The sequence below is a fragment of the Gottschalkiaceae bacterium SANA genome, assembly GCA_036323355.1.
In the GTDB taxonomy this organism is placed as follows: Bacteria; Bacillota; Clostridia; order Tissierellales; family GPF-1; genus GPF-1.
Genome location: AP028876.1, coordinates 2,703,535 through 2,715,909, shown reverse-complemented (window position 1 = coordinate 2,715,909; position 12,375 = coordinate 2,703,535). Strand labels below are relative to the sequence as shown.

12 protein-coding genes are annotated in these 12,375 nt (G+C 40.0%); 10 read left to right on the top strand and 2 right to left on the bottom strand.

Translation table 11 applies throughout. The features are described 5' to 3' along the window. Window positions 1-70: 70 nt before the first annotated feature. On the bottom strand, window positions 71-862 hold the full coding sequence (locus AC25CA_RS13320) for an IclR family transcriptional regulator (protein WP_486814319.1): 792 nt from the start codon (window positions 860-862) through the stop codon (window positions 71-73). Window positions 863-1,116: 254 nt separating this feature from the next. Between AC25CA_RS13320 and AC25CA_RS13315 the strand changes: the two genes are divergently transcribed. From AC25CA_RS13315 to AC25CA_RS13270, 10 genes are all read left to right on the top strand, one after another. Then, window positions 1,117-1,314: a 4Fe-4S binding protein gene (locus AC25CA_RS13315; RefSeq protein ID WP_486814318.1), complete on the top strand. Its 198-nt coding sequence runs from the start codon at window positions 1,117-1,119 to the stop codon at window positions 1,312-1,314. Between the two features lie 18 nt (window positions 1,315-1,332). Further along, on the top strand, window positions 1,333-2,418 hold the full coding sequence (vorB, locus tag AC25CA_RS13310) for a 3-methyl-2-oxobutanoate dehydrogenase subunit VorB (protein WP_486814317.1): 1,086 nt from the start codon (window positions 1,333-1,335) through the stop codon (window positions 2,416-2,418). After that, window positions 2,419-3,159, top strand: a complete 741-nt coding sequence (locus tag AC25CA_RS13305; RefSeq protein ID WP_486814316.1) for a thiamine pyrophosphate-dependent enzyme — start codon at window positions 2,419-2,421, stop codon at window positions 3,157-3,159. Continuing rightward, a complete protein-coding gene (locus tag AC25CA_RS13300) occupies window positions 3,159-3,695 on the top strand; it encodes a 2-oxoacid:ferredoxin oxidoreductase subunit gamma family protein (protein WP_486814315.1) in 537 nt (178 codons plus the stop codon). Before AC25CA_RS13305 ends, AC25CA_RS13300 begins: the two co-directional genes overlap by 1 nt. Before the next feature lie 15 nt (window positions 3,696-3,710). Further along, on the top strand, window positions 3,711-5,792 hold the full coding sequence (locus AC25CA_RS13295; protein ID WP_486814314.1) for an acetate--CoA ligase family protein: 2,082 nt from the start codon (window positions 3,711-3,713) through the stop codon (window positions 5,790-5,792). Between the two features lie 62 nt (window positions 5,793-5,854). After that, complete coding sequence (locus AC25CA_RS13290) at window positions 5,855-6,673, top strand: YitT family protein (RefSeq protein ID WP_486814313.1); 819 nt, start codon at window positions 5,855-5,857, stop codon at window positions 6,671-6,673. A 297-nt stretch (window positions 6,674-6,970) separates the two neighbouring features. Beyond that, window positions 6,971-7,348 (top strand): RidA family protein, encoded by a 378-nt coding sequence (locus AC25CA_RS13285; RefSeq protein WP_486814312.1) that lies wholly within the window; start codon window positions 6,971-6,973, stop codon window positions 7,346-7,348. 42 nt (window positions 7,349-7,390) lie between these two features. After that, window positions 7,391-8,980: a BCCT family transporter gene (locus tag AC25CA_RS13280; RefSeq protein WP_486814311.1), complete on the top strand. Its 1,590-nt coding sequence runs from the start codon at window positions 7,391-7,393 to the stop codon at window positions 8,978-8,980. A 234-nt stretch (window positions 8,981-9,214) separates the two neighbouring features. Beyond that, complete coding sequence (locus tag AC25CA_RS13275; RefSeq protein WP_486814310.1) at window positions 9,215-10,480, top strand: aconitase X; 1,266 nt, start codon at window positions 9,215-9,217, stop codon at window positions 10,478-10,480. Further along, entirely contained in the window at window positions 10,468-10,893 is a 426-nt protein-coding gene (locus AC25CA_RS13270) for an aconitase X swivel domain-containing protein (RefSeq protein ID WP_486814309.1), read from the top strand. The genes AC25CA_RS13275 and AC25CA_RS13270 overlap by 13 nt, the downstream gene beginning before the upstream one ends. Window positions 10,894-11,146: 253 nt before the next feature. On the opposite strand, the gene AC25CA_RS13265 is transcribed toward AC25CA_RS13270, so the two are convergent. Then, window positions 11,147-12,313: an IS110 family RNA-guided transposase gene (locus tag AC25CA_RS13265; RefSeq protein WP_486814187.1), complete on the bottom strand. Its 1,167-nt coding sequence runs from the start codon at window positions 12,311-12,313 to the stop codon at window positions 11,147-11,149. Window positions 12,314-12,375 lie beyond the last annotated feature (62 nt).

Genomic DNA, 12,375 nt, shown 5'->3' with positions numbered 1-12,375 from the left:
TTTTGTTTTCTTATCGTTTATGAAGTTACTAAAGGTGAATCCTGATTATTTTGTAAATATAGACTATTGATTACCTTGAAATATCTGAATGACTTACATATCCAAGCAACCCTGACAGCCTTTGTGAATAGGAAAGAAGAATAGAACTTAGTCGTTTCTCTTCATCTGTAGACATACTAGTACCACTGATACTAATTGCACCTAATGGTGTGCGAGTATGCTTTATTACAACGGTACCCATGCAAAAAACACCATATTCATTCTCTTCCATATCAAGTGCATAGTTATTTTGACGGATTTCACCAATATCTTGCAAGAGGCTTTGAACATTCGTGTGGGTGTGTTCGGTAAATGCTTTTACATTAAATTGCTCCCATTTTTCGATAACTTCACTATTCGAATAAGTTGCTAAGAGAGCTTTTCCTGCACTTGTGCAGTAGAGGGGAGATCGCTTACCGACATTTGTATAGACGGAGAAGGCGGAGTTTTTTTGACCGATGCTCTGTAAACAGATTAGTTCGTTCTTGTCTTCAACGGAAAATTGGGCAATAAGACCAGTTTCCTTGTGTAAATCGACAAGAATCGAGTTAACTAAGTTTATCTGATCAAGATTTTGAATTGCACTGATACCAACCTCATAAGACTTTAAGGTAAGCGAAAAGTTACCGTTAACGGAATTCTTTTCAATATATCCGTTTGTGACAAGTGTATGTGTTAGTCGTGAAAGCGAGGCTTTGTTTAGTTTAAGTTCATTGTGCAGATCATTTAAACTGAGAGACCCCATACGGGATAAGGTTTCAAGCACTAGAAAAGTGCGATCAACAGATTGTATTGTATCAGATTTTGTGGTTTCTTTATTCATATATACCTCCGGAAGAAATAGGTTTCTGTAATTTTTCATACCTATATTCATAACTAATTATATAATTTTGAAATGAATTCTGCAATAACAAAAATATATAAGTTAATTTTGAAATATTTGAACAAATAATGAAATTTTATTCTTGACTTTTGTAATACATAAGCATAAACTGTAACAGTATTACAGAATACGAGCTTAAAGTACGGATTTTGAAACGCTTATATAATTAAAATATTTTTGAAAGGGTGGAAAAAATGGCTATAGCAAAAGCGGATATTAGTTTGTGCAAAGGTTGCCGGTTGTGCGTTGGGGTTTGTCCTGTCGACGCCATTGAACCTTTACACGAAGTGAACAAAAAGGGATACGAAATTATTCGAATTGATGAAGACAAGTGTATCGGTTGTGGCATGTGTTATGTAATGTGTCCAGACTATGTATTTACGGTTGAATAAAACGGAAGGGAGGAAAATATGAATAAAGATTATTCGCTAATGAAAGGTAACGAGGCAATTGCCGAAGGAGCACTCCGTGCAGGCTGCCGCTTTTATGCTGGTTACCCGATTACGCCACAGAGTGAGATTTTGGAATATATGTCGACACATATGGAGGAACGAGGCGGAGTATTTATCCAAGGTGAGTCTGAGATTGCAAGTATGAGTATGATTTGGGGCGCTGCTGCTTGCGGTGAGCGTGTTATGTCAAGTTCTTCGGGTCCGGGTTATGACTTGAAGCAAGAGGGTATTTCCTACTTGGCATCATATAACCTACCTGCAGTGTTGGCAGATGTTATGCGTTACGGCCTTGGAGATGGTGAAATCACAGAAGGTCAAGACAGTTATTGGGAAGCAACAAAGGGTGGAGGACATGGCGATAGCAGGCAGATTGTTTTGACTCCTAGTTCAGTTCAAGAATGTGCGGATCTTACTTATTTAGCATTTGAATTAGCCGATAAATATAATACGGTAGCCATTATTCTTTCTGACGGTGCGATTAGCCAGATGATTGAAAAATGTTATTTGCCTGATGCGCTTGAACATGACAAAGATAAATATGATTGGGCTATTACTGGATATAAAGAGAAAAATGCGACCAAGGTTAAAGTGACGAACATGGATCGTACAATCGGTCATGAAGCTTGGAATGAACTTATGCGCAATAAGTTCAAGACTATTTACGACAATGAGCAACGTTGGGAAGACTTTATGGTTGAGGATGCAGAACTCATCTTAGTTGCTTATGGAATATCTGCACGTGTATGTAAATCCGCGGTTCGTTCTGCGAGAGCTCAGGGCGTTAAGCTAGGTCTGATTCGACCGATTACCGTTTGGCCTTATCCGGATCAAGCCTTTCAAAATATACCTGAAAGCGTCAAGGCACTTGTAACGGTTGAGATGAGTATTTCTTCTCAAATGGCACCCGATATTCAAATGGCTTCGAAATTTTCGAAACCACTTTATGGTTATCTTTCTACATTATACGTTCCCAAGACCGAGGAGCTCGTTGCGTATTGTAAGAGTGTACTTGCTGGAAACGAAAATGCTTTGGAGGTGTATTAAATGGCTATTCGTAAGAAACCTGAAATGATAAATCAGCAAGTGGGCTGGTGCGGTGGCTGCGGCCACGGGATTGTCCAAAGATTGATTGCAGAATGTTGCGAGGAGCTTGGTCTTGTTGAAAAGACGGTACAGGTTGTCGATATTGCATGTGCATATTGGTCGATTGACACGTTAAACTGTGATGGCATCGCAGGACCTCATGGTCGTTGTGCTGCTGTTGCAACTGGAATTAAGAAGGTTCGTCCTGAAGCAAATGTATATGTTCACGCAGGGGATGGCTGTTCATACGTGATCGGGCTAGCTGAAACTTGCTACACGGCAATGCGGGATATTCCCATTACAATGATTGTTGTTAACAATGGTATTTTTGGTATGACAGGTGGCCAGATGAACCCTGCAACAACTCTTCTAGGCGACAAAACGGTCAGTTCGGTAAAGGGACGTGACGAAAAGACTGCTGGTAAACCGTTCGATATGTTGAAAATAATTGAAACTTTTGATATTGAATATGCAGCGCGTGGCGCATTATATGACACAAAGCATATTAATCAGACAAAGAAGATGTTGAAGAAGGGCTTTGAAAATCAACGCGATGGGAAAGGTTTTTCCATTATCGAAATTCTTTCTCCTTGCCCGACAAACTGGAAGATGTCTCCAGTTGACTCAATGATCAAGCTTGAGAAAGAAAATGAGTTGATTTTCCCTGTACGTGTTTATAAGGATCGGGGAGGTGAAAAATAATGGCTGATATTATTATGGCGGGTACCGGAGGTCAAGGTGTCTTGACGGCTGGGAAAATTTTAATTGATATTGCAGCAGCTGATGATAAAAATGTTTCATGGACTTCGTTTTACAGTGCTGAAATGCGCGGTGGGACAGCAGCTTGTTGCGTTGTAGTTTCGGAAGATGAAATTGGAACGCCATATCCTGATAAATTTGATATCTTGTTTGCAATGACTGAAGATGCTTACAAGAAATACATTGGGGATATGCGAGATGGTGGCAAGGTTATTGTTAATCAATCTTTGTTCTCGACATGTGAGTTTCCAGAAAATATTGAAGTTTATGGTGTTGAGGCGAGTGGTATTGCAAATGAAATGGGAAATTCTCGTGGTGCAAACCTGGCTTTACTTGGTGCCATGATCAAGGGAACAGGAATGATGGATAAAAAGAAATTTGGTGAAACTTTAGATCAGTATTTCGCAAAAAAAGGCAAAGCGAGTGCGCAAAATCTAGAGTGCTACAACAAGGGCTATGAAAGGGCATTGAAGATTTAGCGGGAGGATGATTTTTTGAATATTACGAAACTGATTAAACCACGCACGATTGCGATTGTAGGAGCAAGTGAGAATGCCGGTTTTGGTGGTGACACCACAAGAAACTATTTGAAGTTTTCCAATAATTTAGATAAGCTTTACCTTGTGAATCCCAAACGTGACGAGATATATGGCCGAAAGGCATATCGCTCTCTTCTAGATATTAATAACGATATCGATCTGGTTATTCTGTGCACACCTCAGAAAACAATTGTACCGTTGTTACGGGATGCGGCACAGAAAAACTGTGGCGGGGCGGTCGTTTTCGCCAGTGGATACAGTGAAGTTGGAGCAGAGGGTCAGGTACGTCAGCAAGAGCTTATAGAAGAAGCAAATAAGCTTGGTATTGCAATTATGGGACCTAACTGTGCTGGATTTGCAAACTATATCAGCGGCGTTTTTGCATTTGCATTTCCTTTTGAAGAACGTGATCGGAAGGGTAATATCGGATTTATTTCGCAGAGTGGACAGATTGTCCTCAGTGGACTGGATAGTCCCAATATGGGTTTTAGCTATGCAATTTCTTCTGGAAATAGTTGTAATGTAAAGATTGAGGATTATCTCGATTTCCTTGTTGATGATGAGGATACTACGGTTATTGCAGCATATATGGAGGGTGTAACTAAACCTGCACAGCTGATCGAAACCTTCCGCAAGGCAGCAAAGAAGAAAAAGCCCATTGTTATTTTAAAAACGGGAAAGTCCAATAAATCGCAACAGATTGCGGCATCTCATACGGGCAGTCTTTCTGGTTCAGATAGAGTAATAAGAGCGATGTTCAAACGCTATGGGGTTATTGAAGTAGGGGACTTAGAAGAATTAATGGGCACGGCTGCTGCGCTTTCATGGCTAGACGAGTTGCCAAAAGGTAAACGTACTGTTTTTATGAATGTATCTGGTGGTGAGGCTGGTGTTACAGCTGATTTGGCTGAAGAATACGGTCTGCATCTCGCAGAGTATAAAGCGGAAACAAAGGCGTATTTGAAAGCCCTTCTTCCTGAATATGGTTCGGTTAATAATCCTTTTGACATGACCGCCGGCATTGGCTACAACACACCGGTTCTTTGTGAAGCAATTCGTGCGATTTCTAAGGATGAAAATGTTGATGCCATCTGCATGAACTATACGATTACCCCGGAAATTTGGGATGATACAATTACACATATGGTTGAGGCTGTACAAATTGTTCGCGCCGAAGAGAATATGAAACCGATTTTTTGGATGCCATTTGTTGAACATACTCGTCACGTTGAGTCTGCCAATATTTTGTGTCGTGCAGGAGTTCCATTATTGCCAACTGGTCACTATGCGTGCAAGATTATGAAGCATGTTTTTGATTTTTCAACCCTCGACTTTGAGGATATGGTAGCAGCAATTCCTGTGAGAAAATACCCTGCTAGCAGTGCTATGAGTGAGTATGACAGTCTTTGTTATCTCAAGGAAAACGGTGTTGAAGTGCCACCAATGGCAGTAGCAGCAACCGAGGAAGAAGCGGTGGAAAAGGCAAAGGAACTTGGCTATCCATTGTCAGTGAAAATCAACTCTGTAGATATCCTTCATAAGTCGGATGTCGGTGGCGTAAAACTGAATATTAAGGACGATGATGATTTAAGAACGGCATTCACTGAGATTATTGCAAACTGTTCTAAGAATGTGCCAGGTGCTAAACTTGAGGGCGTATTGTTAAAACCAATGCTTGACGCTGGTGCGGAAATGATTATTGGTGTCAACAATGACGAAGATTTTGGACCGATGATTATGGTTGGCATGGGTGGTGTTTTTGTTGAACTCTTTGAGGATATTCAGCTTGCACCAGCACCTTTATCTCATGACCAAGCAATGGCTATGATTAAAGAGCTGAAAGCATATCCGTTATTAAACGGTTATCGTGGCAAACCAGTATGTAAGGTTGATGATCTTGGAAAGCTACTGGTCGATATAAGTGAGATGGCAGCAAATGGCAAGGAGTATCTAAAAGAACTTGATATTAATCCCGTATTCGTTACTGAAAATGGTGTGTCCATTGCAGACGGCTTGTTAATCGCATACGAAGGATAGAAAAAAAGTTTAAGCTCGTATCGATTTGAGGGATTAGCAAATTTAAAACAGGATGGTTCAAAATGCAATTTAATAAAAATACAGGCATTGAATTAATAAAATTAACAATTGGTTGTGTACTGTATGCTCTTTCGGTGGTACTCTTTATAGATCCAGTGCACATTATCCCCGGTAGCGTTACGGGAATAGGAGTTGTAGTAAAAGCGTTAACAGGTTTTCCAATTGGCATGCTCAGTATTATTATCAATGTACCGCTTGTTATTATTGGAACCATTGTTATTGGTAAAAAGTTGCTTATTTATACAGGCTATTCCGTTTTTCTTTCATCTGTATTAATTGACGCCTGGTCTTTCATGAAGCCATTTACTGAAAATGTGATGCTTGCATCGATTTTTGGCGCAGTTGTCATGGGTCTTGGTTTAGGTTTGTTGCTTGATGCCGGTGGAACGACAGGTGGGACAACCGTTGTGGGGCGCTTAATTCTAAAGAAATATCCACATATTCCAATGGGAAACATTTTATTAATTGGAGATTTTATAATTATTTTGGTGGGATCGATGCTCTTACGCAATTGGGAGCTATTGCTGTATTCTTTGATCAATCTTTATATTTGTGTGATTGTCATTAATAAAGTGATGTATGGATTCAAGGTGGACAGTCTCTCGATCATTGTTACAGAAAAGAAGGCGGAGCTTGAAAATGCTGCTAAGGAAATGCTTCAAGGTCGAATCTGGCAAGAAGAGAGTGCAGATTCAAGAACATTGGTGTTTATTACACGTAAGACAGACGTAAGCAAACTGCAACGGCTTGCAGAGAAATATGATGAGCAAGCAAGTTGTGCAACCTTTGATTTGGATTACTCTTTTGGTGAGATCAAATAGGCCAGAAGTAGAAAATTAACAAATTGAAGATAATAAATGGATGAATACCCCTTTATTCATATAGCAATGAAACTGCAAGAAATTCTTTGCGGCTTGTGATTATATCAAGCCGCAAAAAACACATCAAATGGTAAACGTTTTCAAAGCTAGCTTTTAAAGATAAAATTTAAATCGTTTCGAGTGATTGTTATCGTAGATCCATCACGGTTGGACGTGTATTTAATGGGAGGGGGGTTAAATGAGTAAAAAATATGGTAAATGAGATGAGACGAAATAGAAGAATAAGGAGGCAAAAAAATGAAATTAGAACAGATCACAAGTAAAACTGCATCGCCGGCTTTGGGACCATATTGCCATGGTAAGAAATTCGGCAATATGATTATCACTTCAGGACAAATTCCACTGACTAAAGATGGTGAATTTGTTTATGAAATTAAGGCAGCCACGCAGCTTGTATTAGATAATTTACTGTCAATTGTCGAAGCAGGGGGAGGAACGAAGGGAAATATCGCAAAGGTTGATATTTTTGTGAATGATCTTTCAGATTTTGCAGCAATAAACGAGGTATATTCTGAATTCTTCGGGGACCTTAAGCCAACAAGAGTACTTGTTCAAGTCGAGGCTTTACCAAAAGATGTACCACTCGAAGCGGCTATGACTGCATTTATCGAGTAGTTTTTTAGTAATGAATGGGAAATTAGAATTGGAGGGAATTCCATGCAAAGTAACAAAAAAGGAACGTTGAATAAAGCTGCATTCTGGCCGGCATTTGTCGCGTTAGTTTTATTTATTGGAAGTGGCGTATTTTTTCAAGAACAAGTTGGGTCTTTTTTACATAAAACGCTTTATGCCATGGCAGGAAATGTAGGTTGGTACTTCAATATTTTGGCAATGCTATCGGTCTTGATAGTGCTCGTGATTCTAGTGATGAAATATGGTGATGTTAAAATTGGTGGATCTGATGCTAAACCTGAATTTAGCATGTTCCATTGGATTGCTATGTCGATTTGTGGAGGTATTGGCACCGGCTTATTATTCTGGGCAATGGGAGAACCAATTTATCATTTCACTTCACCTCCGGTTGCGGCTGGCGTAGAAGCGATGTCGAGAGAAGCAGGCATATTTGCAGTATCTCAAGCTATGTGGAACTGGTCGTTTATCCAATATTCTATGTATAGTATTTGTGCGGTAGCATTTGCGCTTGCAGTTTATAATAAGAAGAAAGAATTATCATTTGGTACAATTATTGAGAGTTCATTTGGGCGAAAAATACCTTGGCTTGAAACGGTGATCCATGGGTTTACAATATTTTGTTTGACTGGTGCAGTTGCGAACTCGATGGGTGTTGGACTTATGCAGATAGGGGCTGGTGTTGAATCGGTTTTTGGCATTAAGCAGTCTCCAATTGTTTGGTTTGTCGTTGCTAGCATTATAGCGGTCATTTTCATTTTATCCTGTGTATCAGGTCTTGCAAAAGGGTTGAAACGAGTTTCTACGTTTACAATCACTGTATTTATAGGAATGTTGGTATATGTCTTTATTTTTGGCGATACAGCATTTATTACAAAGATCGGTACGGAAGCGGTTGGAAGTATCATTGATAATTGGGGTTCTAAGACACTCATGATGAATGCAATGGCTCCTCAAGATACATGGTATGCAGATTGGATCGTACAGTACTGGGCATCGTTTATTGTCTATGCACCGGTTATCGGTATGTTTTTAAGCAGATTATCCAAGGGGAGAACGGTAAAACAATTCGTAGCGGTAAACGTAGTTGTTCCTTCATTGTTCTGTTGGGTTTGGATTATGGTTTTTGGTGGCATGACAATCAGCTTGCAATACTCAGGAGCGGTAGATGTTATTGGCGCTGTAAATGAGTTCGGTATGCAGGCAGCGGTTTTCCAAATTCTTGGCGCGCTACCTTTTGGTAAGGTCTTGATAGTTGTATTCCTTGTTGCAATTTTCGGATCCTTTAGTACACTTGCTGATCCAATGGCTGCAGTTCTTGCTACTGTTAGCACGAGAGGTTTGACTGTTGAAGACGAGGCACCAAAAAACATTAAAATTGTGATGGGCCTAATTATGGCAGTGACAGCATACTTGCTAGTTGCGTCTGGGGGCGTCAATTCTGTTAAAGGGTTATATGTAATTGTCGGACTTCCGATTTCCTTTGTTATGATCATGTGCTTTATTGCAGCGTTTAAAGGGCAGAAGGAGTGTTATTTAGAGAGTGCTGAAACCGAGGCAGATTTACGTAAAGAATTGGAAGAACTAAAGAGTGCACGGATTGAAAAGGTGAGTTAAACGAGTGGTTATTGGCATCTATAAATTGCTTGGGAATAGATAGTGAAAGACACGGTAGAGATAAGAAATGCAAAGCGAACGGTTTGTATTAAGGGATAATCGAACTTAATCGAGCTTTGTGGTGACTGATCGCAAAATTACAAGTTATTCTGAGACAATGATGAGATGTGTTAGATAATTGAACTTTAAGTTATGCAAGTTAGTATAACAGGAAACTGAATGATGGAGGGAAATATGAAACTAACAAAGTATGAACAAGAAATGCTTGAAGGCAAACATGGTGAAATGAAGAGAAAAGCCTTGGAAGTTCTTATGGGCTTGGCGGAACATCAAGGTGTTGAAGAATTTGTTGAAGTAACCTTGTGTCATAGCGACAACGCTGTTTACATGGGTGAGGCTCAAGCTGCTTTCGTAGAGATGCTAGGTAATTCGGGAGCCAAGATGGCTGTGCCTACGACAACCAATGCATGTTCTATTGACATGGAGAAATGGCATGAACAAGGTTTTGAACCGAAAATCATGAATGCAATCAAGCGCATGGAGTCAGCGCATACGTGTTTGGGCGCTATTCCAACTTGGACTTGTGCACCATATCAATCATGCTATATGCCTTCTTTTGGACAGCAAATTGTTTCGGCGGAATCCAATGTCATTTGCTACTATAACTCAATCATTGGCGCACGTACAAATCGTTATGCTGGTCCATTGGAATTGCTTGGTGGCATTGCTGGCCGAGTGCCTTACTCGGGATTGCATATCAAGGAAAATCGATATGCCGAGGGTCTTGTTAAGCTTGGTGATGATATTAAAATGGAATGGTTTGAGGATGATAGCATGTTTGCTCTTGTTGCATATGCGTATGGTTCTATTGTAGGCGATAAAGTGTGGGCACTGGAAGGCATGCCAAAAAAATACAGAAATGAAAATCTTCGAGATTTCTGTGCCACAGCAGCCTCTTCAGGAGGTATTGCATTGGTTCATTTGATTGGTATTACGCCAGAGGCGCAAACAATGGAAATGGCATTTGGCGGTAAAGAACCTAAAGAGGTAAAAACAATTACACTTGAGGATCTTGTGAAGGCTGAGAAACAACTTACCAATAACGAGGTAACGCATGAGATTGATATTGTGACACTTGGTTGTCCACATTTCTCATATGACGATTGTAGACTTGTGCTTGAGTTATTCAATGGTAGACGTGTTCATGAGAATATGGAATTTTGGATTACGGTCGGAAGAGATACCGCAGATCGCCTTCATGATACAGGGTTACATGAGGAATTAGGACGTGCTGGAATCAAGTTATATAAGGAAGGCTGTGCTCTTGAATTTAGAGCAAAAAAACGAGGTGTTGAGACGATGATGTCGAACTCCGGTAAATTTGGAACATATAGCTTTGGGCTTACCGGTATACAACCTGTATTTGGAAGTTTGAAGGAATGCATTGAAACAGGAATTGCGGGATATCTTGTTAAGGAGGCAAAACCATGGAGACAATAAGAATTAATTGTAGTTATGCACTGAAAGGTAGTGCGAAGGCGGAGGTTCTTTATGCAACCGATTCATTCAGTTTTTGGGGTGGTGTTGACGTAAACGATGGTGTGATTACTGATCGACGACACAGCGGTTTTGGAAAGACCATGGCTGGAAAAGTTTTTATGTTTCCGTTTGGTCGAGGTAGTAGTGGTGCCGGTACAATGATTATGGAAATGGCTCGGCTAGGGACAGCGCCAGCGGCAATGATCAATATTATTACCGATCCAGTGATCCTGACAGGTCCACTAATAGCGAATAGCTTTTATGGTGTTAACATTCCTGTCGCAAATGTTAGCGAAGAAGATTTTAAAAAGCTTGAAAATGCGAAAGTAATCGAGTTTTTTGAAGGTGCAGACTACATTGAAGTAACGATGTAAGAGTGAATGGAGAAATGGCGTGCCTTTCGGATATGCGAGAAGGCACGCCATTTTTACTGTTTAGTTGATGGTAAAAAGTGATGATGTTTATAAAAGAGCATTACAGATGTGAAGAGGATCATTTAGGAATAAGACTAACTATATGAAGTCAAGTAGAATTCGAGTAATTTATCATAAGAATTGAAACAAGAAAATTTGCACACCAAATTAGAAGTAGCAAACTACTCCTGGATGAGATTGACGATGGGTATAACTAAATTTGAGGTTGAAAAGTTAGATTATTGACTAAAATGTGGTAAAGAACACGGACAAGTTTTTTTGCGACATGAGACAGAGCAACATAATGATGCTTACCTTCAGCTTTCTTTTTCTGATAATAGTCTTTAAAAGTTTGGTCTCTCATAGCAACGAGTCTAGCAGCTTCAAGAAGTGCCCATCGCAAATATGGTGACCCGCGTTTTACCATTCTCATGTTCGATCCCACAAATTTTCCTGATTCATGAGTGGAGGGCTCCAGACCAGCAAAGGCTAGCAGCTTAGCTGGAGAAGAGAATCTTCGAATATCGCCAACCTCAGCTAGGATGACAGATCCCAATCCATAAGAGATACCTGGGAAGCTCAGGATCGGGCTTTCCAATTCATCCATGATAGATTTGATCTCTTTATCAATCTGAGCAATTTCTTGCTTGTAGTATTCGATAAAGTGCACGATCTGGATGAGTTCAAAGCTGAGTGCACGGCTCTCAGAGCCAATGGATATTCTCGCAGCTTGTCGGATTTCAAGTGCCTTAATTTTGCCATATTTGCCATGAGACGCATGATGCAGTAGGGTTGTGAGTTTGGTAAGGTGAGCAGAAGCAATCGCTTGTGTAGACGGGAAAGCTCTTAGAATCGCATAGGTCGACGTTTGATTGATCGAATAAACAACCGAAGCAAGTTCTGGAAACATAATATCTGTCATTCGTACCAGTGAAATTTTATACTTGGAGAGATTTTCTTTAATTCTAGATTTATGTCGAGTGAGTGACTTTAATTCTGCCAGATGGTATGATAAATTTGTGTGGGATTCGAAGTTACCCGTTTGCAACATTAAAGCGATAAGTTTAGCATCGATCTTGTCCGTTTTGCTTTTTCTAAGCGTTTGAGCTTTTCTGAAAAGGTTGGTTTGAAGCGGATTGAGAATTACTAGTGGTAGGTGATGATTGCTAATGAAATTCGTGAGATTAATGCTGTAATGACCAGTAGCTTCTAGTCCCACCTTTATTTTGTCCAAAGGAACATCGGGGATCGCAGAGAAAAACTGCGTGAAACCTTCCAAATTGTTCTTGAAAGTAAAAACATCTTTGATAACTTCACCATCCGAGTTTACGATAAAGCAATCGTGCTTGTCTTTGGCAACATCGATGCCAACATAAATCATAAAAACACATCCTTTCATTATTTGAGTTGTGGTTCCACATGATTCTATGTTATGTATCCTTG